This is a genomic window from Herbaspirillum sp. AP02 (assembly GCF_015767275.1).
Taxonomy (GTDB): Bacteria; Pseudomonadota; Gammaproteobacteria; order Burkholderiales; family Burkholderiaceae_D; genus Herbaspirillum.
On sequence record NZ_JADWMY010000012.1, the window covers coordinates 86,928 to 108,445 of the forward strand.

Below are 21,518 nucleotides of genomic sequence, written 5' to 3' on the forward strand. Positions count from 1 at the left end.
GCTATGATGAACGCCCCTTCATTCCGGTCCGCCCCATGCGCCCTTTCCGCCTCGCCGTCGTTTCGCTGAGCCTGGCCTGCCTGAGCCTGACAGCCTGTTCCCCGCGTTACAACTGGCGCGAAGCCAGCGACAACGGTGCCCATTTCGTGGTGCTGCTACCGGCCAAGCCGGCCAGCGTCACGCGCGCGGTCGATCTGGACGGCCCCAAGGTGGAAATGAGCATGACCGCCGCCGAGGTGGACGGCCTGACCTTCGCCGCCGGCACCGCCGAATTGCCCGACGACGCCGGTGCCAGCCGGGCGCTGGACGCCATGCGCACGGCCCTGCTCAACAACATCGGTGGGCAGGACAAGCCCGGCGCGGCCTGGCCGGGCAAGACCGAGGGCTTTGCGCGCACCGTCGATCTGGATGCCCGCGGTGTCTCCCGCGGTCGGCCGCTGCGGCTGGCGGCGCGCCTGGTGGCGCGCGACCGGCGGGTCTACCAGATCCTCATCGTGGGCGATGAAAAAGCCTTCACAGAGGAAAACATTGAAACCTTTTTCAGCTCTTTCAAACCAAGCTGAGCGGGGCCACTGCAAGATGACAGAGTTCAGGCGACGGGAGTATTCTTGTCGCTGCCCGTCACTCCAAACGGGCAATCCCGCAGGAATGCGGATGCAGTCTGCAGCGCATTTCCACCATGGTGCGGCCAGCGCGGTCGCACCCTAAGACACGTTTTCAATCAAAGACCCTGAGGAAATATGCTGATTACATTCAAATCAAAAGCGGCTGCCGATGTGGTGATGTACGAATCACACGCCAAACCCATCCTGGACCTGCTGCACAAGGATCCCGCACGCGGCGTGATCACCGCTGCCGAAGCCGGCGACGCCGTCGCCCTGCTGGAACAGCAGATCAATGCCAGCAAGGCACACGAAGCGGCCGAAGCACTGGCACGTGACGTCAACGCCCACCACAACGCCGACACCGACGACCACAACCACGAAAAGATCGAGGCCGTCAGCTTCTCGGCGCGCGCCTATCCGCTGCTGGACATGCTGCGCGAGGCCAAGAAGGGCGGCTACGACATCCTCTGGGGCGTCTGAGCTGCCGACAACGCTCCCCCGACACTGAAGACGGCTGCCGCGATCATCCACCGCGGCAGCCGTTTTTTCATGGGCTGCCGCCAGCCATCCGGCCACAGCGACAGGTGTAGTACCCGTGGACGACTGGTACACTGGCGGCCCGCGCCCGTTTCGCAAACCGTTGCCGCAGCACAATTACGGTCTGCGCCAGGCCTTCTCGATAAGCATAGACGTGATCCAGATTTCCCTCCTCTCTCCCTCGGCCAAGGCCGATTCGCTGGCGTACCAGCTGGCCTACGCAGCCCAGGCCGTGGCTTGCGTGCGTGCCGGCCATGCCCTGCCGCAGGCGCTGGCACAGATATTCGCCCGCAGCGACGCGCCGGCGCCGACCCGTGGCGCCATCCAGGACCTGAGCTACCGTGCGATGCGCCGGCTTGGTCTGACCGACGCCCTGTTGAGCCTGCTGGCCAACAAGCCGCCCCAGCCTGACGTGCTCCACGGCCTGCTGGTGAGCGCCCTGGCGCTATTGGTCGAAGAGGACGAGGCCGGCTATGACAGCTTCACCGTGGTCAACCAGGCCGTCGAGGCGGCCGCCATCAGCCCGGAGATGAGCTTCGCCAAGGGCGTGGTCAATGCCATCCTGCGCCGCTTCCTGCGCGAGAAGGCTGCGCTGATGCCGCAGGCCACCAAGACCCCGCCGGGTACGTGGAATTACCCCACCTGGTGGATCGACCGTCTCAAGGCCGCCTATCCCGAGCAATGGCAGGCCATCCTGCATGCCGGCAACCAGGTGCCACCGCTGACCTTGCGGGTCAACCGCCGACGCGCCAGCGTGACCGAGTATCTGGCCGAGCTGCAACAGGCCGGCATCGGAGCGCGACAGGTCGGCCCCTACGCGGTGCGACTGGACCAGCCCACGCCGGTGCAACAGATTCCCGGTTTCGCCGCCGGCGTGGTCTCGGTACAGGACGCCGCCGCCCAGCTGGCCGCGCCGCTGCTGGATGTCGCCGATGGCATGCGTGTGCTGGATGCCTGCGCCGCCCCCGGCGGCAAGACCGGCCACCTGCTGGAGCTGGCCGATCTCGAGCTGCTCGCGCTGGATCACGATACCCGCCGCCTGCAGCGCATTGCCGAAAACCTCGAACGCCTGCACCTGCGGGCCGAACTCGTCACCGGTGACGCCCGCGAGAGCGACTGGTGGGACGGCCAGCCCTTCGACCGCATCCTGGCCGACGTGCCTTGCACCGCCTCCGGCATCGTGCGACGTCACCCGGATATCCGCTGGCTGCGCCGCAAGACCGACACCGCGCAGCTTGCAACACTTTCGGCGCAAATTTTGGACAAGCTTTGGCAGATGCTGCGACCCGATGGTAAATTGCTGCTCGTAACCTGCTCGCTGTGGCCCCAGGAATCGGAACAGCAAGCGATCGCCTTCGCGCAGAAACACAACGCCATCCGGTTGCCCGCTCCTGGTCAACTATTGCCGACCGCAGACGCAAAAGCAGATGCCGACCACGATGGCCTGTTCTATGCGCTGTTCCAAAAACCTGGTGCATGAATTTGACGCAATCGGCCCTCCTCCCCTCTCCAGCACGCAGCCTGACCACGGGCGGCGCCCGACTGCTGCGCGGCGTGCTGCTATGGCTGCTGGCCGTGCTGCTGGCCTGTTCCGCCCTCACCGCCCAGGCCGCCGAGATCACCGTCAGCCAGGCCAGCATCGAAGCCAGCGACCAGGGCTACCGGCTGTCGGTGTCCTATGACTTCGAATTGAATCGCGGCCTGGAAGACGCGCTTTCACGCGGTGTGCCGCTGTACTTCACGACCGAAGTCCAGCTGACGCGGCGGCGCTGGTACTGGTTCGACGAAACCAGCGTCTCGGCCACGCGCACGGTACGCGTGTCCTATAACGTGCTGACCCGGCAATATCACACCGCCATCAGCGGCCAGCTGCAGCAGAGCTTCAGCAACCTGGACGATGCGATGACGCTGATCCGCCGCCCGCCGCGCTGGATCATTGCCGACAACAACACCCTCAAATCCGGCGACGCCTATCAGGTCGGCCTGCGCATGCGCCTGGACGTGGCGCAGTTGCCCAAGCCCTTCCAGGTCAATGCGCTCAACAATAGCGACTGGCGCCTGTCCTCCGACTGGATCGAATTCACCTATAAGCCCGAATGAGCCGCACCTTACGCTATCTGCTGGTGGTCGGCGGGGGCGTCATCAGCGTCCTGCTCTTCCTGCTGGCCTCGGCCTCCGAAAACTCCGCCCTCTTCGAGCAGCACTACCCGTGGCTGCTGTTCCTCAATGGCCTGGCCGCCATCTCGCTGCTAGGCCTGGTGCTGCTACTGCTGGGCCGGCTCTATAAACGCTACCGCCGCGGCAAGTTCGGCTCCAAGTTGCTGGCACGGCTGGTACTGATGTTCGCCCTGGTGGGCATCGTACCGGGCGCGGTGATCTACCTGATGTCGGTGCAGTTCGTGTCGCGCTCCATCGAATCCTGGTTCGACGTGCGCATGGAAGCGGCGCTGGAGTCGGGCCTGAACCTGGGCCGCAATGCCCTCGATTCCTCGCTGTCGGACCTGGTCTCGCGTGCACGCGGCATGGCCCAGGAACTGTCCGACATGAGCGACTCCGAGCAGGTCACCTACCTCTCGCGCCAGCGTGACCAGAACATGGAAATCACCATCATCAATGGCAATGGCCAGGTGATGAGTACCGTGGGCGGCTCCATCGGCTCGCTCACGCCCATCCTGCCGAGCACGCAGGCAATGCGCCAGGCACGGGTCTCGCGGGCCTTCTCGGCGGTGGAAAGCGACGACGCCCGTCCCACCACCGGCGAATCCGACACCGACGGCAACCTGCGCCTGCACGTAGTCGTCCTGGTCCCCGCGCCCAGCCGTGGACTGTCCTTGCAGAACGAGACCCGCTATCTGCAGGTGCTGCAGCCGGTTCCTGATTACCTGGCCTCCAATGCAGAAACGCTCAGGCTGGCCTACAACGAATACCAGCAACGCTCGGTCTCGCGTTCCGGCCTGCGCAAGATCTACCTGGTCACGCTCACGCTCACCCTGCTGCTGGCCATCTTCGCGGCCATCGCCAGCGCCTTCCTGATCGCCAGCGACCTGGCCAAGCCGCTGCTGCTGCTGGCCGAAGGCACCAAGGCGGTGGCCGAGGGCAATCTTTCTCCGCGGCCCATCGTCACCACCTCCGACGAGCTCGGTACCCTGACCCAATCGTTCAACACGATGACGCGACAGTTGCTGGAAGCCCGTACCTCGGTCGAAACCAACCGCGCCGAGCTGGAAAACGCCAAGGCCTACCTGGAATCTGTGCTGGCCAACATGTCCGCCGGGGTGATGGTGCTGGACGGCCAGTTCAACATCGTCAGTGCCAACGATTCGGTACGCCGCATCCTGGGCTACGACTTCTCGGCCGACATCGGCACCCCGCTGCAGACCATCGAAAGCCAGGCCCCCTTTGCCCAGGCCATCATTCGCGCCTTCTCCGAGCAACTGGCCCAGCACAGCGGCGAAGCCGGCGACGGCCTGCACTGGCAGCGACAGTTCGAACTGTCGCGCCAGCCCGGCGTGAGCTTCGAGGCCAATGACGAACAGGGTGGCAAGCCCGACCACGACAAGCTGACCCTGCTGGCGCGCGGCTCGCACCTGCCGGTGGAAAACGGCGTGGGCTATGTGGTGGTGTTCGACGACATCAGCAACGTCATCTCGGCCCAGCGCTCGATCGCCTGGGGCGAAGTGGCCCGCCGCCTGGCGCACGAGATCAAGAACCCGCTCACCCCCATCCAGCTCTCGGCCGAACGCCTGCAGCACCGCCTGTCGGACAAGCTCATGCCGGGCGACGCTGCCATCCTGGAAAAAGGCACCACCACCATCGTCAACCAGGTCACGGCCATGAAGCGCATGGTCGACGACTTCCGCGACTACGCCCGCACCCCGCCAGCCAAGCCGGTGGCACTGGACCTGAACGCGCTGATCGAGGAAATCCTCAACCTCTACCTCAGCGGCGACGGTCGCGACGTGATCCACGCCCGCCTGGCACCGCAGATGGCCAAGGTCATGGGGGATGCCACCCAGATGCGCCAGGTCATCCACAATCTGCTGCAGAATGCCCAGGACGCCGTCAGCGACGACGGCCAGGAGGCGCCACGCATTGACGTGCTGACCGAACAGATCGATATCGCCGGAGCCAACGGCCAGCGCCAGCCGGCGGTACGCCTGTCGATCATGGATAACGGACCCGGTTTCTCGGCCAAGATCCTGGCCCGCGCCTTCGAGCCCTACGTCACCTCCAAGACCAAGGGCACCGGCCTGGGGCTGGCGATGGTCAAGAAAATCGTCGAAGAACACGGTGGACGCATCGATATACAGAACCGTACCGAGGGCAGAGGCGCAAAAATTGTAATTTTGCTGGTAAAGTTAGCATCTATTGATCAAGAGACGGTTTCATAGGGAAACCGACCCTACGGCTCAAGATTGGACAGCACTACGCCGGGAGGGACCTGGCAGTTCATCAAGGCTTGCTGGCTCACGCCGCGTTGAGCAGGCCGGCCCGGAACAAGATCGAAAACTTGGACAATGAACTAGCAGCGAGGAAAGCAGCACATGGCAAACATCCTGGTCGTCGATGACGAAATGGGTATCCGCGAATTGCTCTCAGAGATTCTGGGCGATGAGGGACATGTCGTGACCACTGCGGAAAACGCGCAGCAGGCACGCGAGCTTCGCCAGGCCGGGGTCCCCGACCTCGTGCTGCTCGATATCTGGATGCCCGATACCGACGGCGTCACTTTGCTCAAGGAGTGGCAGCGCGACGGCCTCTTGACCATGCCGGTCATCATGATGTCCGGACATGCCACCATCGATACGGCGGTCGAAGCCACCCGCATCGGCGCGCTGAACTTCCTGGAAAAGCCGATCGCCCTGCAAAAGCTGCTCAAGGCCGTGCAGCAGGGTCTTTCGCACAGTCGCGAGGCAGTGCGTCCGGCCAGCTATCGTCCGGCCCCGGTGGCGGCCGTGACCAATGGCGCCGCCGACAGCCTGCACTCCCCCGAACATGTGGCACCGGTGGCCGCCTACGCTCCGGCCATGGGCAGCGAAACGCTGCACCACGGCACCCCGGCTGCAGCGCCGTTCGGGCAGGTCGCCGATAACGCCGCCAACATCTCCTTCGACCTGCCGCTGCGCGAAGCTCGCGACGCCTTCGAACGCGCCTATTTCGAGTACCACCTGGTGCGCGAGAACGGCAGCATGACCCGCGTGGCCGAGCGCACCGGGCTGGAACGCACCCACCTCTACCGCAAGCTCAAGCAACTGGGCGTGGAGCCGGGCAAGCTGGCGCGCAAGAATCACTGAGGCAACTGAGGCCACCGGGCAGGACACCCCGGTTCACACACCATCAGGCAGCACAGTACGGGATCGCAGCGCGATCCCGTTTCTTTTGCTAGCCTGGCTTCGCCCCCGGATAGGGCGACGGCAGTGTGGCGGGTTCAGAGATTTCCTGATGTTCTTTTCACGCTGACAGCGGCATCCTGCAGTCATGGGGGTGGGCTTGCCGAGTTGCAATGGATGCATCTGCTGACATGGTCATCGATGAACTTCCGTGGCAGCGCGTCATCTACCCTGAGCAGGGATGTGCAGGTGCAAGCCTCCCAGCAGTAAAGATTTGTGCAGATTGCATGACTTGCAGGCAAGGAACACGACAGGGGCCAAAGTTTTCCGCCGTCCCTGCCGTAACCAGACTCAGGAGCGCAGGCGACGCGGCGCTCCCCGAGGGAGCTGTATCGAAGCAGCAGAAATGCACCAACGGCGCGGCCCGCAAGGGCCTTGAAATTTTCGGTGATGGCGCCACTTCCTTTTCGAAGCAGTATTCCAGCATAAGGAGTCACTATGAACCTGATCTACAACAGCGAGCAGTACAGCGTCGTCGAATTCGGTGCCGATACCGACCACGAAGCCCTGCGCTTCGGTGGCTACGAGATCATGGACAAGTCAGGCCAGCGCGAGATCTACATCGATGGCCCGGCCGCCGAACTGTTCCGCAAGGACGTCCAGGAACTGATCGCCTCCGAGCCGACCATGGAAGACATCGACAATTTCCTGAGTCGCTACGACGTGATGATGCGTCATCCCATGACCTTGCACTGATCGGGTCCATTACCCCGGGCCAAGCCCGCACCACCACGCCGCGCTGCCAGCGCGGCGTTTTTATTTGCGGGTCAGCTTGCTGCCGGCGTGCGGCGCGCAGAGTCCATTAAAATGACGCTTTGTCGCCCACCCCTGGTTTTCCGTGAATTCCTCGCCCATCAGCAGCGCCCAGACCGGCGTGCATGAGCAACTGGCCGAGCTGGTCGCCCGTCATGCCAAGCACTCTTTTCGCAAACCCGTCACCGACTACAACCAGCGCGCCTTCGACGCCAGCATGCGCGCCTGGCAGTCCGCCGGTGCGGCGCCACTGATCCTCGATACCGGTTGCGGCGTGGGCCTGTCCACTCTCAACCTGGCCACGCAATACCCTGATCATTTTGTCATCGGCATCGACCAGTCGGCCGACCGCCTGGCGCGCAACACCCACTGGGACGGCCCGCCACCGGAGAACCTCTGCTTCGTGCGCGCCGACCTGGTCGACTACTGGCGCCTGGCGCAGCAGACCGGACTGCGCCCAGCCCGGCATTACCTGCTCTATCCCAATCCCTGGCCCAAGATTGGCCACCTGGCGCGACGTTGGCAAGGACATGCGGTATTTCCCAGCATCGTGGCCCTGGGCGGCCAGATCGAATGCCGCAGCAACTGGCGCATCTACGTCGAAGAATTCGCCGCCGCGCTGAACCAGTTGAGTGGCCTGTCCATCCAGACCCAGGCCTGGCATCCCGCAGCACCGATCACCCCCTTCGAGCGCAAGTACCTGGCCTCCGGCCATGCGCTGTGGCGCTGCGCGGCGGATCTGGATCAGGGAGCCGCCGCATGAACCTCGGCGTCATCGGCCTGGTGCTGGCCGCAGCCCTCCTGCACGCCTCCTGGAACGCCCTGCTCAAAAGCAGCCATGACCGCCTGGCCTCGCTGTCGCTGATGACCATCGGCGCCGGTCTGGGCGCCCTCCCGCTGGTCCTGTGGCGACCGCTCCCGGACCCCGCCAGCTGGTTCTACATCATCCTTTCCGGCCTGCTGCACACCGGCTACAACCTGTTCCTGATCCGCGCCTACCGGATCGGTGACTTCGGCCAGTCCTACCCGATTGCACGCGGCTCCTCGCCCTTGCTGGTGGCATTGGGCGCGGCCCTGTTCGCGGGCGAGCAACTGGGTAGCACCACGGTCATCGGCATCGCCCTGGTATCGGCGGGCATCGTCAGCCTGGCCAACCTGCGCGCCGTGCGCAGCCGCGAACACCTCTCCGGCCCGCTGGCAGCGTTTGCCACCGGCGCCTTCATCGCGGCCTATACCATCACCGACGGCATCGGTGCGCGCCTGGCGGGTGACGCCATCGCCTATGCCGGCTGGCTGTTCGTCCTGGACAGCATCCCGCTGGCCCTGATCTATCAACGCAAACACGGCCGCTTGCCACTCGTGCTGTCGCAGAAGGAAACCTGGATCGGCCTGGCTGGCGGCGTCATGTCGTTGCTGGCCTATGGCATCGTGATCTGGGCGGTCACGCTGGCGCCCATGGGCATGGTGTCGGCCCTGCGCGAAACCTCGGTGCTGTTCGCGCTCCTGATCGGCACCCTCTTCCTGGGCGAAAAGCTCACCACACGGCGCGTGCTGTCCTGCCTGGTCATCGCCGCCGGCGCAGTGGTATTGGGCACGCATCATTAGGGCGCCAGAGCAGGAGGGCCACAAATGCAAAACGCCGGGTAGTCCCCGGCGTTTTGCATGGTCGCTTACAACACCTTGCGCAGGAAGTCCCGCGTACGCTCATGGTGCGGATCACCCAGCACCTGCTGCGGCGGTCCCTCTTCCATGATCACGCCCTGGTCGATGAACAAGACCCGGTCCGCCACCTCGCGGGCAAAGCCCATTTCGTGCGTGACCACCACCATGGTCATGCCCTCTTCGGCCAGTTGTTTCATCACGGTCAGCACTTCGCCCACCAGTTCCGGGTCCAGCGCCGAGGTCGGCTCGTCGAACAGCATCACCTTGGGCTCCATCGCCAGCGCGCGGGCAATCGCCACGCGCTGTTGCTGGCCACCCGACAGCTGATTGGGGAAAGCATCGATCTTGTCCAGCAAGCCTACCTTCTGCAACAGCTTCTCGGCCACCAGCACGGCCTCGCGGCGCGACATGCTCTTCACCTGCATGGGTGCCATGATCAGGTTTTCCAGCACCGTCATGTGCGGGAACAGGTTGAAGCGCTGGAACACCATGCCCAGCCTGGCGCGCAGTGCATTGAGATCGACCCGGGGGTCATTGAGCTTGACGCCCTCGATGAAGATATCGCCGTCGCTGACCTCTTCCAGCCCGTTCAGGCAGCGCAGGAAGGTACTCTTGCCCGAGCCCGAAGGTCCGATCACGCAGACCACCTCGCCGGCCCTGATCTCGCAGTCGATGCCGCGCAAGATGTGCGCCTGGCCGAAGCGCTTCTGGAGCTGATTCACCTTGATCATCGTCGTACTCATCGTGCATCCCCCTTGCCGTAACGGGCTTCCAGGTGGCGCACCAGCGCCGACAGGGCCAGCGTGATGACCCAATAGATCACCGAGATGGTGAGGTAAGGCTCCCAATAGCGGGCATAGGCACCGGACACCGTACGCGCCGCATAGGCCAGTTCAGCCAGGCCGATGGCAGAGGCCAGCGAGGAGTCCTTGACGATGGCAATCGCATTGTTGCCCAACGGCGGCAGCATGCGGCGGAAGGCCTGCGGCAACACGACCTTGCGCAGCGTGGCCATGTAGGTCATGCCCAGCGAACGCGAGGCCTCGCTCTGACCACGGTCGATGGACTGGATGCCGGCGCGGAAGATCTCCGACACATACGCCCCCGAGTTGAGCGTGATGGCCAGCACCGCCGAAGCGAAGGCGCCATAGTGCGAGCGGATTTCGCGGGCCAGGTCGCCGGAGAGGATCAGCCCGCCGCTGGGATTGATCAGCACCGGCATGAGCGCGAAGTGGATCAGCAGGATCTGCACGAACAGCGGTGTGCCGCGCAGGAAGCTGACGTAGAAGCGGATCGGCCACTGCACGCAGTAGCACAGGAAATATTTCCAGAAACCATGGCGAGCCTCGGCCAGGCGGCCGACGCCCAGCACCAGGCCCCAGCAGGTACCGGCGATCACGCAGATGATCGCGGCCTTGAGGGTCATCCAGGTGCCTTCGACGAACAGGGGCAGGTATTCGCCGATGATTTCCCATTGGAAGAAGGAATTCATGATGAGGTCCGTTCAAACGGAGGAGTTGAGCAGAGGAAGCGGGCCGCCGACATTGCGTGGGCGCAGGGTGGCGGCCGTGATCGGGCAGATCAGACAGGCGGTGCGCATGCAGGATCGTGCAGGCGCTCCGGGGGTGCTTACTTCAGCGGCAGGGTCGGTACTTCGCCATCGAACCAGGTCTTGTAGATCTTGGCGTAGGTGCCATCGGCCACGATCTTGGTCAGGCCGGCGTTGATCTTGTCCAGCAGTTCCTTGTTGCCCTTCTTGACGGCGATACCGAAGTACTGGCGCACGAACTTGGTGTCGCCGACCACCTTGAACTTCTTCTCGGGATGGCTCTTGATGTAGAACTTGATGACGCCGACGTCGCCCACGGCGGCGTCCACGCCACTGCGATACAGCTCTTCCAGCATCAGCACGGTATTGTCGAAGCGGTGGATGGCGGTGCTGGACTTGCCCAGTTCCTCGGAGACCACGATGTCACCGGCAGTGGAATTGACCACGGCCACCTGGGTCTTCTTCAGATCGGTCAGCGCGGTGATCTTGGCATCGGCATTGGTGATGATGACCTGCTCGGCGGGGAAATACGGCAGCGAGAAATCCACCATCTGGGCACGCTTGTCGGTGATGGTGATGCCGGAGATGATGATGTCGCGGTCACCCTGGCCGAGGGTGGCGAAGATGCCTTCCCAGGGCGTGCTCACCAGCTGGATCTTGAAGTTGGAAGCTTGCGAGATGGCCTTGATCAGGTCGATGTCGAAGCCGACCAGTTCCTTCTTCGGGGTTTCGAATTCGAAGGGACGGTAGGTACCGCCGGCACCAACCACGTAGGTCTGGTCGGCAGCCAGGGTGCTGCCGGCAGCACAGGACAGGGCCAGCGCGCTGGCGGCAACGGTGAAGAATTTCTTGAACGACATGGGGACCTTCTTTCTGACGGAAAAATGGGCCGCGCCACCCGCAGGCAGAGGCAAGTTGGAGCAGGCGCGGCAGACTGGCGTTTCCTGACGGACGGGAATGCGTGAGTAAAACCCGCACGGGCCCGCCGGAAGCGGAAAAACCCTGAATAATCCGGCATTCGCCGCAATCCTTCAACCTCAAATTGCAAGCCTGTCGCAAAGCCTCTGCAAATATCGCCGCCCGTCACCGCCCCCTCGACGGCCATGTCAGCAGGCGTCAGTAGGGCCCTTCCGGGCGACGGATCAGGGTGGACTTGCCGAACAGGCTTTCCACCAGGTCCACCACCAGCTCCGCGGTCTGGTTGCGCACGTCACAGGCCGGGTTCAGTTCCATTACGTCCAGCGAGGCCAGGCGTCCGGTGTCGGCGATCATTTCCATGCACAGTTGCGCTTCCCGGTAGGTGGGACCGCCCGGCACCGCAGTCCCCACCCCGGGCGCCAACGCGCTATCCAGGAAATCCACATCGAAACTCACGTGCAGATGGGTATCGGGGCCGATACCGGCGAGAGCCTGCTCCATGGTCACGCGCATGCCGTGCTCGTCGATATGGCGCATGTCGTAGACGCGCACGCCCAGCTCCCGCAGATGGCGCTTTTCTTCGCGATCCACACTGCGGATGCCGACCTGGCAGATCTGTTGCGGCTGTAAGGCCGGCACCTGGCCGCCGATACCGGTCAACTCTGCCGGCCCCACGCCCAGCAGGCAGGCCACGGGCATGCCATGGATATTGCCGGTCGGGGTGGAATGGCTGGTATTGGCATCGGCATGGGCATCCAGCCACAACACGCGCAGGTCCTTGCCCTGCTCGCGGCAATGGCGCGCCACGGCGGCAATGGAGCCCACCGCCAGCGCATGGTCGCCGCCCATCAGCAGCGGCACTTCACCCGCGCGCAGGCTATGCTCCACCGCCGCGTAGACGGTCTGGTTCCATTGCACCACCTGGTCCAGGTGACGCAGGCCCTGCACCGGTGGCTGTTGCGGATTGGCCGGACCGGCCAGGTCACCGCCATCGACCACCTCCAGTCCATGCTGCTGCAAGCCGCGCTGCAACTCGGCCACGCGCAAGGCCGCCGGCCCCATCGAGGCACCGCGCCGGCTTGCGCCCACATCGGTGGGGGCGCCCATCATCCTGATCTTGTTCATGGCTGTACCGCTCCTTACAGTGAAAACAGTGAATGACCGCTGCCTCGGGCGGCAGGGATCCTTGCGATTGTCCTACGATGGTCCTTCGACGTGCACAGGCCGCATGAATTCCGCCCGCCTGCCTGACCACAAAGAAAAATGCCGTTCAGCGGTCAGCTGAACGGCATCCTTGCAGCATCATCGCGGACGATCAGATCTCGACCTTGGTTCCCAGCTCCACCACCCGGTTGGCGGGGATGTGGAAGAAGTCCGAAGGCTTGGCGCCGTTCTGGTACATCCAGGCGAACAGGCGCTCGCGCCACAGCGACATGCCCAGCAGCTTGCTCGGCACGACCGTGTCGCGCGCCAGGAAGAAGGAGGTATCCATCAGGTCGAAGTGATGACCGAACTGCTGCTCGGTCAGGGTCATGACCTTCTGCACCTCCGGCGCTTCCTTGAAGCCGAAGGCCGCGCGCAGCAGATAGACATCGCCACCCAGCTCCTTCATGGTCAGGCGCTCGCTATCGGCCACGTAGGGCACGTCCCAGATGCTGATCTTCAGGAAGAACACCCGCTCATGCAGGATGCGGTTGTGCTTCAGGTTGTGCAGCAGCGCGACCGGCACGGTGGCGATATTGCCCGTCATGAACACGGCCGTGCCGCCGACCCGGTGCGGCGGATGGGCCAGCAGGCCCTCGATGAAGGGCTCGATGGGAATGCCGTCATCCTTGATGCGCATGCGCAGCAGCATGCGGCCCGAATACCAGGTCATCAGCAAGAAGAAGGCCGCGCCGCCGATGACCAGCGGGAACCAGCCGCCCTCGGTGAGCTTCAGCAGGTTGGCGGCAAAGAAGGCCACATCGACGATCAACAGGCAGGCAATGGTCAGCACCACGGCCGACGTGCGCCACTTCCAGATATGACGCATCACCACCCCCAGCAGCATGGTGGTGATGACCATGGTGGTGGTGACGGCCACGCCATAGGCAGCCGCCAGGTTGTCGGATTTCTTGAAGGCCAACACCACCGCGAACACCAGCACCAGCAGCATCCAGTTGATCAGCGGGATGTAGATCTGGCCCTGTTCATCCTCGGAGGTATGCAGGATGCGCATGCGCGGCACGAAACCCAGCAGGATGGCCTGGCTCGTCAGCGAGAACGCGCCCGAGATCACCGCCTGCGACGCAATCACGGTGGCGCAGGTCGCCAGCAGCACCATGGGCAGCACCAGCGGATCGGGGATCATCAGGTAGAAGGGATTCTTGATCGCCTCCGGATTGGCGATCAGATTGGCACCCTGGCCGAAATAATTGATCAGCAGCGAGGGCATGACCGTGAAGATCCACGCATAGCGGATCGGCTTGATGCCGAAGTGCCCCATGTCGGCATACAGCGCCTCGGCGCCGGTCAGCACCAGCACCACCGAGCCCAGCACGATGAAGGCCTGCAGCGAGTGCTCGGCCATGAAATGCACGGCATAGTAGGGATTGATCGCCACCAGCACCTCCGGTGCCTTGACGATGTTGTAGATGCCCAGCAGCGCCAGCGACAGGAACCACAGGAACATCACCGGACCGAAGAAACGCCCCACCACGCTGGTGCCATGGCGCTGGATCAGGAACAGGATCACCACGATCACCAGCGTCAACGGGATGACCACATGGGCCGTCTGCGGCGCGGCGATTTCCAGCCCTTCCACCGCCGACAGCACCGAAATGGCCGGCGTGATGACCACGTCGCCATAGAACATGCAGGCCCCGAACACGCCCAGCATCATCAGCAGCTTGGCCCGCGGCGAGCCCGAGACGGCCGAGCGCAAGGACAGCGCCATCAGCGCCAGCACGCCGCCTTCGCCGTTGTTGTCGGCGCGCAGCACGAACATCACGTACTTGATGGTCACCACGATGGTGATGGCCCAGAACAGCATGGAGATGATGCCCAGCACCGCCCCCGGGGAAAAGGCGATACCGTGGTCGGGGCTGAAACATTCCTTGAGTGCGTACAGCGGGCTGGTACCGATGTCGCCAAACACCACGCCCAGCGCTGCCAGGGTAATCAAGTGGAATTTGGATGATCGGAGGGAAAGACTCGGATTGGTGTGAGATGAACTCATCTTGCTCCCTTGCTTCTTCAAATGAGTGCCGGCGGACAGGGCTCTGGCTTCAACAGGGCTTGCCAGGGAGGCAAGCGACCGTCTGTCCGGGCAGGACGCGTACTTTATCGCACTCTACCCGTGGTCGGCTCAAATTGCCGCCGACGCCCACCCTGACGTTGCGCCCCAGCCTCTTACTAAGCTTGTCGAACTTGACAGACGGGCCATGTCACGGTTCCTGAATCATCTACAGGGAAAATCCGAGTTTCCCGCGCAAACCCTTGCCGGACAGGCGATTGCGGCCTATACGGGCGACGCATATGGATATGCGGTAATCGAGTTTTTCTTTCTCTCCCGCCCTTTATATACTCCGAACGAATAAAGAACCGCGCTTTTCCATCGTGACGGTTCTAAGCCACGACGCGTCACTACCTGCCGGATTCTCCGGCCCGCTATCCACAGTACAGGACACCATGACCATCACCCTCTCCCCCCGAGGACGCCTGCGGCGTCTGTTGACCACCACCCTGGCCGGCGGCCTGGCGCTGACCCTGGCGGCCGCGCCCTTGTTGGCACGCGCCGAAGGCCAACTGCGTATCGCCGAGCAGTTCGGCATCGTCTATCTGCTGCTCAACGTGGCGCAGGACCAGCAACTGATCGAAAAGCACGGCAAGGCCGCCGGTGTCGATATCAAGGTGGAATGGCTCAAGCTCTCCGGTGGCTCGGCCGTCAACGATGCCCTGCTGTCGGGCTCGGTGGACATCGCCGGCGCCGGTGTGGGACCGCTGCTGACCATCTGGGACCGCACCCATGGCCGCCAGAACGTACGTGGCGTCGCCTCGCTGGGCAACTTCCCCTACTACCTGGTGAGCAACAACCCCAAGGTCAAGACCATTGCCGACTTTGGCGACAAGGATCGCATCGCCGTGCCGGCCGTCGGTGTCTCGGTGCAGTCGCGCGTGCTGCAGCTGGCCTCGGCCAAGCTGTGGGGTGACGCCCAGTACAACCGGCTGGACAAGCTCAGTATCGCCGTGCCGCATCCCGATGCCACCGCCGCCATCATCAGCGGCGGCACCGAGATCACCGGCCACTTCGGCAATCCGCCCTTCCAGGAACAGGAACTGGCGGGCAACCCGAATGCCCACATCGTGCTGAAGTCCTACGACGTGCTGGGTGGCCCGTCTTCGGCCACGGTGCTGTACGCCACCGAGAAATTCCGCAAGGACAATCCCAAGACCTATGGCGCCTTCCTGGGCGCGCTGGAAGAGGCCGCCAGGTTCATCGCCGCCAACCCAGAGAAGGCGGCCGATATCTACCTCAAGGTCAGCAAGGGCAATACCGATCGCAAGCTGCTGCTGCAGATCATCACCAACCCCGAAGTGCAATTCAAGATCGCTCCGCAGAATACCTACGGCCTGGCTGAATTCATGCACCGCGTGGGCGCGATCAAGAACAAGCCGGCCTCGGTGAAGGATTACTTCTTCGACGACGCCCACATCCAGGGAGGTAGCTGAGATGCGCCGTCCCTCCTTATCCTGCATCTCGCCTAGATGGCTGGCGGTCTTGGCCGCTGGCGTACTGGCGGCTGGTGTATCGACCCAGGCCATGGCCGAAGGCAGCATCCGCATCGCTCAGCAATTCGGCATCGGCTACCTGATCCTGGACGTGGTACAGGACCAGAAACTCATCGAGAAATACGGCAAGCAGGCCGGCCTGGACATCAAGGTCGAATGGACCAGCCTGTCCGGCGCCACCGGCATGAACGAGGCGCTGCTGGCCGGCGCCCTGGACGTGGTCTCGGCCGGCGCGCCACCGGCGCTGGTGCTGTGGGACCGCACACGCGGCCGCCAGAACGTCAAGGCCATCGCTTCCCTGGGCTCCATGCCCAACTACCTGCTGTCGAACAATCCCAACGTCAAGAGTATCAAGGACTTCAGCGACAAGGACCGTATCGCCGTGCCGGCCGCCGGGGTCGGCTTCCAGTCGCGCACGCTGCAGATCGAAACCGCCAAGGTCTTCGGCAAGGAAGACTTCAAGCGCTTCGACAGCATCAGCGTGAGCCTGTCGCACCCGGACGCCACGGCCGCCCTGATCGCCGGCGGTTCGGAAATCAACGCCCACTTCTCCAGCCCGCCCTTCCAGTACCAGGCCCTGGAAAACAAGAACCTGCACAAGGTGATCAGCTCCTACGACATCATGGGCGGCCCGGCGACCTTCAACGTGCTCTACACCACCCAGAAATTCCACGACGACAATCCCAAGACCTATCGCGCCTTCTACCAGGCACTGGTGGAGGCCGCCGAATTCGTGCGCAACAACAAGGCCAAGGCGGCCGATACCTTCATCCGCGTGCAGAAGTCCAAGCTGGCACCGGAGTTCGTGCGCAAGATCGTCGAAGATCCGGAAATCCGTTTCACCGTCTCTCCCGAGCGCACCTTCGTCTATGCCGAAAAGCTGCATGAACTGGGCGTCCTGAAGAACCGCGCCAGCTCCTGGAAAGACTACTTCTTCGAGGAAGCGTATGCACAACCCGGCAGCTGAGACCGCCAGCGTGAGCGCCACCGCAAGCCTGCAACCCCTGCTGCAGGTGGACCGCGTGAGCCTGCAATATCGCAGCGCCACGGCGGTGGTGCAGGCGACGCACGAAGTCAGCTTCGACGTGCATCCGGCTGACCGCTTCGTGCTGCTGGGGCCGTCTGGCTGCGGCAAGTCCAGCCTGCTGAAATCGGTGGCGGGCTTCCTGCCGCCGGCCGCCGGCGAGATCCGCCTGGAGGGCCGCACCGTGCGCCAGCCGGGACCGGACCGCATCGTGGTGTTCCAGGAATTCGACCAGCTGCCCCCCTGGAAGACGGTACTGCACAACGTGATGTTTCCGCTGCTGGCCTCGCGCACCCTGGGCAAGCGGGAAGCCGCCGAACGCGCCCGCCACTACCTTGACAAGGTCGGTCTGACACGCTTTGCGGATGCCTATCCGCATACGTTGTCCGGTGGTATGAAGGCGCGCGTGGCCATCGCCCGCGCCCTGGCGATGCAGCCCAAGATGCTGCTGATGGATGAACCCTTCGCCGCCCTCGACGCCCTGACCCGCCGCAAGATGCAGGAAGAACTGCTGGCGCTGTGGGACGAAGTGCGTTTCACGCTGCTGTTCGTGACCCACTCCATCGAGGAGGCGCTGGTGGTCGGCAACCGCATCCTGTTGCTGTCGCCACACCCGGGCCGCGTACGCGCCGAGATCAACAGCCACCAGTACGACCTCTCCAGCCTGGGTGGGGTCGGTTTCCAGCAGACCGCACAGCGCATCCACCGCCTGCTGTTCGACGAAGGTGCGGCGGCTGCCGCGCCTGAGCGTGCCATCAACTTCAGCGATGTCCGCTTCTCTTATTGAGTGACGCCATGCCCCAGACTCCCCCTATCCGCGAGGAATACGAAATCCCGCTGACTCCCCTGCCTGGCCTGGTATTGCAACGCCAGTTCACGCTGCCGCAACGCATCTGGCAACAAGGCTGGGTGCGCAAGGGCGCCATCCTGCTGCTGCTGGCGCTCATATGGGAAGCCACTGCCCGCTGGCAGAACAACGATCTGCTGCTGCCCACCTTCCTGCAGACGGCGCAGGCCTTCGCCGAGGGCATTCGCAGCGGTGAGCTGTTCGGCAAGACCTGGCTGTCGCTGCAGGTCTTGCTCAAGGCCTATGTGCTGGGGATCGTCGCCGCCTTCGTGCTGACCACGCTGGCCGTGTCCACGCAGTTCGGCCGCGATCTGCTGGGCACCCTGACTTCCATGTTCAATCCGCTCCCGGCCATCGCCCTGCTCCCCATTGCCCTGCTGTGGTTCGGCCTGGGTGAAGGCAGCCTGATCTTCGTGCTGGTGCATTCGGTGCTGTGGGCGCTGGCGGTGAATACCTATGCGGGCTTCCTGGGGGTATCGGACACCCTGCGCATGGCCGGCCGCAACTACGGCCTGCGCGGACTGGGCTTCGTGCTGCAGGTACTGGTCCCGGCGGCCCTGCCCTCCATCCTGGCAGGCCTGCGCATCGGCTGGGCCTTCGCCTGGCGCACCCTGATCGCAGCCGAACTGGTGTTCGGTGCCACCAGCGGCAAGGGCGGCCTGGGCTGGTACATCTTCCAGAACCGCAACGAGCTCTATACCGACAAGGTCTTCGCCGGACTGGCCATGGTGATCCTGATCGGGCTGCTGGTGGAAAACCTGGTCTTCAATACCCTGGAACGGGCGACCGTGAAGAAATGGGGCATGCAGCGCTGAAGCGCCGCACCGGAAGAAAATGATTTATATCGTTTACAGCAGGGACAGCTGATTCGGGTCTTCGCGTCGACGTGACTGCGCCTTGCGACGCGGGTCGATGACCTGGCCGGCATCCTGCCCTTCGGTGGCGATGCCTTCGATGGCCAGCAGCAGCTTCTTGACATGCAGGCCGCCGGCGAAGCCGGTCAGCGCCCCGCCCACACCGATGACGCGATGGCAGGGCGCGATGATGGAAATGGGATTGCGGCCATTGGCCGCGCCCACGGCGCGCACCGCCTTTTCATTGCCGAGCTGGCGCGCGATGTCCAGGTAGGTACGGGTCTGGCCGTAGGGAATGTCCAGCAGCGCCGACCAGACCTGGCGCTGGAATTCGGTCCCCTCGAAGTGCAACGGCAGGTCGAAGCTGTCGCGTTCGCCGGCGAAGTATTCGCGCAACTGATGTTCGGTCTCCAGCAAGACCGGGCGGTCCTCATCCTCCACCATCTCGCCCAGACGCACGCGCAGGGCGTCATCGTCCTCCCACAAGATAGCCGCCAGGTGATCGCCCCGGGCCACCAGCTTGAGCAATCCGGCCGGAGAGGCCATCAGCTTGTAGGCATATTCCATTCGCATCTCTTCTGTTGCATCGAGGGGGTGATTCTACTGTGCGCAGATGTGGATGGGTGATCCGCTTTTGAAAAGAAACAGGGCGCCGGCCCCCTGGGTTAGCGCCCTGCATATCAGGCGTGCTGATGATTACACCGTCAACACCGAATATCCGCTTTCATTGAGGGCGTCATAGACCCGGGTGCAGCTCCTGCAGAACAGGTGGCTGCGCTTGACATGCCGGTGCCGCAGCACCAGTTGCAAGGCCACTCCATCGCAGTGCGGGCAGGCCTCGCGCATGGGTCCCACCGGGACCACGTCGGCGGTGACAAAGCCGGCCGGCGTCATCACGCCCTCGATGACCTCGCGCGGGTCCAGTTCGACCAGTTTCAACAATAGTGGGGAGGTGCGCTGTACATAGCGTGGACGGTCGGGCAGGGCAGTGCCGAAGGGCGGCAACGAGGGGGGCCGGACATCCGGATGCCGGGTAGCGATGCTCATGGTGTCTCCTTGGTGAGAACGGCTGAGTCTGATCGGACCTGCGAGAGGAGGAAGGCCGGGTGGCCCTTCCGGGTGTCGCTTCCACTGGGGCAAGAGATCCAGGCGGTGGCGCGACGAGTCTTTACTCTAGTCGCCCGATCCAGCGACTTCAATGGTGGTGGCGAAAGAAATTTGGTGTTGGCGAAGCGACAATCCGCGTCGCCTGCGCAAAACGAAAAATCGACATCAGCACGCCCGGATTTTTCCAATTGCCAAGTTGCTCCGGCCACGGCTTCGATTTATCGCCATCCTCCACGGCGTGCGGTACGAGGTACTACAAACCGGGGCATTGGCTCTACAATCACAGGATGACAACGCTCAACGATATCGAAGCAGCCGCCCGCCGGCTGCAAGGCCAGATCCTGGAAACCCCCTGCGTGGAATCGCGCACGCTGTCCCAGATCGTCGGTGCCCAGGTCTTCCTCAAGTTCGAGAACCTGCAATTCACCGCCTCCTTCAAAGAGCGCGGCGCCTGCAACAAGATGGTCGATGTCGCCGCCAGCCCGGAAGGTGCACGTGGCGTGGTCGCCATGTCGGCCGGCAACCATGCGCAGGGCGTGGCCTATCACGCGCAACGGCTGGGCCTGCCGGCCACCATCGTCATGCCGCGCTTCACGCCCGGCGTGAAGATCGAGCGCACCCGTGGCTTCGGCGCCAACGTGGTGTTGCATGGCGATACCCTGGAAGCGGCACGCGCCCATGCCTACGAGCTGGCCGAGAAGGAAGGTCTGACCTTCGTCCACCCCTATGACGACGAAGCCATCATCGCCGGCCAGGGTACGGTCGCGCTGGAAATGATGAAGGCGGTGCCGGACCTGGATTGCCTGGTGGTGGCCATCGGCGGCGGCGGTCTGCTGGCCGGCATGGCGGTCGCAGCACGGGCGATCAAGCCGGAGATCGAGATCGTGGGCGTACAGACACGGCGTTTTCCGACCATGGTCAACGCGGTCAAGGGCACCGACCACCCGGTCGGCTCCAGCACCATCGCCGAAGGCATCGCGGTCGGCACGCCAGGCACGCTGACCCGCGCCATCATCGCCCGCGAAGCCAACGAACTGCTGCTGGTCGATGAGGGCGATATCGAACAGGCCGTACTGATGCTGCTGGAAATCGAAAAGACCCTGGTCGAAGGCGCGGGTGCGGCCGGACTGGCGGCACTGGTGCGTTACCCGGACCGCTTCCGCGGCAAGCGCGTGGGACTGGTGCTGTCGGGCGGCAATATCGATCCGCTGCTGCTGACGGCCATCATCGAGCGCGGCATGGTCCGCGCTGGCCGCCTGGCGCGAGTGAAGGTCAGTTCGCGGGACGTTCCCGGCACGCTGGCCCGCATCACCGGCATCGTCGCCGAAGCCGGCGCCAACATCGACGAAGTGCACCATCAGCGCGCCTTTACGCTGCTGGCCGCGCAGAACGTGGATATCGAACTGGTCTTGCAGACCCGGGGCCGGCCACATCTGGCACAGGTGCTGCAGGCACTGCGCGCAGCCGGCTTCGAGGCCGAGGAACTGCACTGACCGCCAAGC

Annotated in this window: 21 protein-coding genes; 14 read left to right on the plus strand and 7 right to left on the minus strand. The window is 63.8% G+C overall.

The features are described 5' to 3' along the window. Nucleotides 1-35 precede the first annotated feature (35 nt). The 9 genes from I5R65_RS20800 (at nt 36) to I5R65_RS20840 (ending at nt 8,890) form a co-directional block, all read left to right on the plus strand. On the plus strand, nt 36-563 hold the full coding sequence (locus I5R65_RS20800; RefSeq protein ID WP_196872273.1) for a hypothetical protein: 528 nt from the start codon (nt 36-38) through the stop codon (nt 561-563). A 177-nt stretch (nt 564-740) separates the two neighbouring features. Beyond that, nucleotides 741-1,085 (plus strand): DUF1840 domain-containing protein, encoded by a 345-nt coding sequence (locus tag I5R65_RS20805; protein WP_102664087.1) that lies wholly within the window; start codon nt 741-743, stop codon nt 1,083-1,085. Nucleotides 1,086-1,296: 211 nt separating this feature from the next. After that, on the plus strand, nt 1,297-2,622 hold the full coding sequence (gene rsmB / locus I5R65_RS20810; RefSeq protein ID WP_196872274.1) for a 16S rRNA (cytosine(967)-C(5))-methyltransferase RsmB: 1,326 nt from the start codon (nt 1,297-1,299) through the stop codon (nt 2,620-2,622). Beyond that, nucleotides 2,619-3,242 carry a DUF4390 domain-containing protein gene (locus tag I5R65_RS20815; protein WP_231395269.1) on the plus strand — a complete coding sequence of 208 codons (624 nt, stop codon included), beginning with the start codon at nt 2,619-2,621 and terminating at the stop codon, nt 3,240-3,242. Before rsmB ends, I5R65_RS20815 begins: the two co-directional genes overlap by 4 nt. Continuing rightward, nucleotides 3,239-5,533 (plus strand): ATP-binding protein, encoded by a 2,295-nt coding sequence (locus I5R65_RS20820; RefSeq protein ID WP_196872275.1) that lies wholly within the window; start codon nt 3,239-3,241, stop codon nt 5,531-5,533. Before I5R65_RS20815 ends, I5R65_RS20820 begins: the two co-directional genes overlap by 4 nt. 153 nt (nt 5,534-5,686) lie before the next feature. Then, nucleotides 5,687-6,436, plus strand: a complete 750-nt coding sequence (locus I5R65_RS20825) for a response regulator (protein ID WP_196872276.1) — start codon at nt 5,687-5,689, stop codon at nt 6,434-6,436. A 534-nt stretch (nt 6,437-6,970) separates the two neighbouring features. After that, nucleotides 6,971-7,228: a DUF3567 domain-containing protein gene (locus I5R65_RS20830; protein WP_006713246.1), complete on the plus strand. Its 258-nt coding sequence runs from the start codon at nt 6,971-6,973 to the stop codon at nt 7,226-7,228. A 142-nt stretch (nt 7,229-7,370) separates the two neighbouring features. Next, nucleotides 7,371-8,048, plus strand: a complete 678-nt coding sequence (locus tag I5R65_RS20835) for a methyltransferase domain-containing protein (RefSeq protein WP_196872277.1) — start codon at nt 7,371-7,373, stop codon at nt 8,046-8,048. Then, entirely contained in the window at nt 8,045-8,890 is an 846-nt protein-coding gene (locus I5R65_RS20840; RefSeq protein ID WP_196872278.1) for a DMT family transporter, read from the plus strand. The genes I5R65_RS20835 and I5R65_RS20840 overlap by 4 nt, the downstream gene beginning before the upstream one ends. 65 nt (nt 8,891-8,955) lie before the next feature. Here the strand turns inward: I5R65_RS20840 and I5R65_RS20845 are convergent, their stop codons facing one another. From I5R65_RS20845 to I5R65_RS20865, 5 genes are all read right to left on the minus strand, one after another. Then, nucleotides 8,956-9,678 (minus strand): amino acid ABC transporter ATP-binding protein, encoded by a 723-nt coding sequence (locus tag I5R65_RS20845; protein WP_196872279.1) that lies wholly within the window; start codon nt 9,676-9,678, stop codon nt 8,956-8,958. An 8-nt stretch (nt 9,679-9,686) separates the two neighbouring features. Further along, a complete protein-coding gene (locus tag I5R65_RS20850; protein WP_006465352.1) occupies nt 9,687-10,439 on the minus strand; it encodes an amino acid ABC transporter permease in 753 nt (250 codons plus the stop codon). 137 nt (nt 10,440-10,576) lie between these two features. After that, nucleotides 10,577-11,356 (minus strand): basic amino acid ABC transporter substrate-binding protein, encoded by a 780-nt coding sequence (locus I5R65_RS20855; RefSeq protein ID WP_196872280.1) that lies wholly within the window; start codon nt 11,354-11,356, stop codon nt 10,577-10,579. Between the two features lie 256 nt (nt 11,357-11,612). After that, on the minus strand, nt 11,613-12,539 hold the full coding sequence (gene rocF, locus I5R65_RS20860) for an arginase (RefSeq protein ID WP_077236518.1): 927 nt from the start codon (nt 12,537-12,539) through the stop codon (nt 11,613-11,615). Between the two features lie 190 nt (nt 12,540-12,729). Further along, nucleotides 12,730-14,631: a potassium transporter Kup gene (locus I5R65_RS20865; RefSeq protein ID WP_196872281.1), complete on the minus strand. Its 1,902-nt coding sequence runs from the start codon at nt 14,629-14,631 to the stop codon at nt 12,730-12,732. Nucleotides 14,632-15,083: 452 nt separating this feature from the next. Between I5R65_RS20865 and I5R65_RS20870 the strand changes: the two genes are divergently transcribed. Genes I5R65_RS20870 through I5R65_RS20885 form a run of 4 tightly spaced genes read left to right on the plus strand, consistent with a single transcriptional unit; the run spans nt 15,084 to nt 18,870 of the window. Then, entirely contained in the window at nt 15,084-16,124 is a 1,041-nt protein-coding gene (locus I5R65_RS20870) for an ABC transporter substrate-binding protein (protein WP_196872282.1), read from the plus strand. A 1-nt stretch (nt 16,125) separates the two neighbouring features. Next, on the plus strand, nt 16,126-17,151 hold the full coding sequence (locus I5R65_RS20875; protein ID WP_370546809.1) for an ABC transporter substrate-binding protein: 1,026 nt from the start codon (nt 16,126-16,128) through the stop codon (nt 17,149-17,151). Further along, nucleotides 17,132-17,995 carry an ABC transporter ATP-binding protein gene (locus tag I5R65_RS20880; RefSeq protein WP_196872283.1) on the plus strand — a complete coding sequence of 288 codons (864 nt, stop codon included), beginning with the start codon at nt 17,132-17,134 and terminating at the stop codon, nt 17,993-17,995. The genes I5R65_RS20875 and I5R65_RS20880 overlap by 20 nt, the downstream gene beginning before the upstream one ends. A gap of 8 nt (nt 17,996-18,003) precedes the next feature. Continuing rightward, entirely contained in the window at nt 18,004-18,870 is an 867-nt protein-coding gene (locus tag I5R65_RS20885; RefSeq protein ID WP_196872284.1) for an ABC transporter permease, read from the plus strand. A gap of 33 nt (nt 18,871-18,903) precedes the next feature. Here I5R65_RS20885 and I5R65_RS20890 read toward each other — a convergent pair whose 3' ends face one another. Beyond that, nucleotides 18,904-19,476, minus strand: coding sequence for a methylated-DNA--[protein]-cysteine S-methyltransferase (locus I5R65_RS20890; protein WP_196872285.1), 573 nt, complete (start codon nt 19,474-19,476; stop codon nt 18,904-18,906). Nucleotides 19,477-19,605: 129 nt separating this feature from the next. After that, complete coding sequence (locus I5R65_RS20895) at nt 19,606-19,956, minus strand: hypothetical protein (protein WP_196872286.1); 351 nt, start codon at nt 19,954-19,956, stop codon at nt 19,606-19,608. A 347-nt stretch (nt 19,957-20,303) separates the two neighbouring features. On the opposite strand from I5R65_RS20895, the gene I5R65_RS20900 reads away from it, so the two are divergent. Then, entirely contained in the window at nt 20,304-21,509 is a 1,206-nt protein-coding gene (locus I5R65_RS20900; protein WP_196872287.1) for a threonine ammonia-lyase, read from the plus strand. Nucleotides 21,510-21,518: the final 9 nt, after the last annotated feature.

Excerpts from the sequence above, each read along its gene's own strand:
- I5R65_RS20805 (WP_102664087.1), top strand. The coding sequence starts at position 741 with ATGCTGATTACATTCAAATCAAAAGCGGCTGCCGATGTGGTGATGTAC.
- I5R65_RS20820 (WP_196872275.1), top strand. The coding sequence starts at position 3,239 with ATGAGCCGCACCTTACGCTATCTGCTGGTGGTCGGCGGGGGCGTCATC.
- I5R65_RS20895 (WP_196872286.1), bottom strand. The coding sequence starts at position 19,956 with ATGAGCATCGCTACCCGGCATCCGGATGTCCGGCCCCCCTCGTTGCCG.
- I5R65_RS20875 (WP_370546809.1), top strand. The coding sequence starts at position 16,126 with ATGCGCCGTCCCTCCTTATCCTGCATCTCGCCTAGATGGCTGGCGGTC.
- I5R65_RS20900 (WP_196872287.1), top strand. The coding sequence starts at position 20,304 with ATGACAACGCTCAACGATATCGAAGCAGCCGCCCGCCGGCTGCAAGGC.
- I5R65_RS20800 (WP_196872273.1), top strand. The coding sequence starts at position 36 with ATGCGCCCTTTCCGCCTCGCCGTCGTTTCGCTGAGCCTGGCCTGCCTG.
- I5R65_RS20845 (WP_196872279.1), bottom strand. The coding sequence starts at position 9,678 with ATGATCAAGGTGAATCAGCTCCAGAAGCGCTTCGGCCAGGCGCACATC.
- I5R65_RS20880 (WP_196872283.1), top strand. The coding sequence starts at position 17,132 with ATGCACAACCCGGCAGCTGAGACCGCCAGCGTGAGCGCCACCGCAAGC.
- I5R65_RS20890 (WP_196872285.1), bottom strand. The coding sequence starts at position 19,476 with ATGGAATATGCCTACAAGCTGATGGCCTCTCCGGCCGGATTGCTCAAG.
- I5R65_RS20870 (WP_196872282.1), top strand. The coding sequence starts at position 15,084 with ATGACCATCACCCTCTCCCCCCGAGGACGCCTGCGGCGTCTGTTGACC.
- I5R65_RS20855 (WP_196872280.1), bottom strand. The coding sequence starts at position 11,356 with ATGTCGTTCAAGAAATTCTTCACCGTTGCCGCCAGCGCGCTGGCCCTG.
- I5R65_RS20825 (WP_196872276.1), top strand. The coding sequence starts at position 5,687 with ATGGCAAACATCCTGGTCGTCGATGACGAAATGGGTATCCGCGAATTG.
- I5R65_RS20865 (WP_196872281.1), bottom strand. The coding sequence starts at position 14,631 with ATGAGTTCATCTCACACCAATCCGAGTCTTTCCCTCCGATCATCCAAA.
- I5R65_RS20885 (WP_196872284.1), top strand. The coding sequence starts at position 18,004 with ATGCCCCAGACTCCCCCTATCCGCGAGGAATACGAAATCCCGCTGACT.
- I5R65_RS20840 (WP_196872278.1), top strand. The coding sequence starts at position 8,045 with ATGAACCTCGGCGTCATCGGCCTGGTGCTGGCCGCAGCCCTCCTGCAC.
- rocF (WP_077236518.1), bottom strand. The coding sequence starts at position 12,539 with ATGAACAAGATCAGGATGATGGGCGCCCCCACCGATGTGGGCGCAAGC.
- I5R65_RS20850 (WP_006465352.1), bottom strand. The coding sequence starts at position 10,439 with ATGAATTCCTTCTTCCAATGGGAAATCATCGGCGAATACCTGCCCCTG.
- I5R65_RS20815 (WP_231395269.1), top strand. The coding sequence starts at position 2,619 with ATGAATTTGACGCAATCGGCCCTCCTCCCCTCTCCAGCACGCAGCCTG.
- I5R65_RS20830 (WP_006713246.1), top strand. The coding sequence starts at position 6,971 with ATGAACCTGATCTACAACAGCGAGCAGTACAGCGTCGTCGAATTCGGT.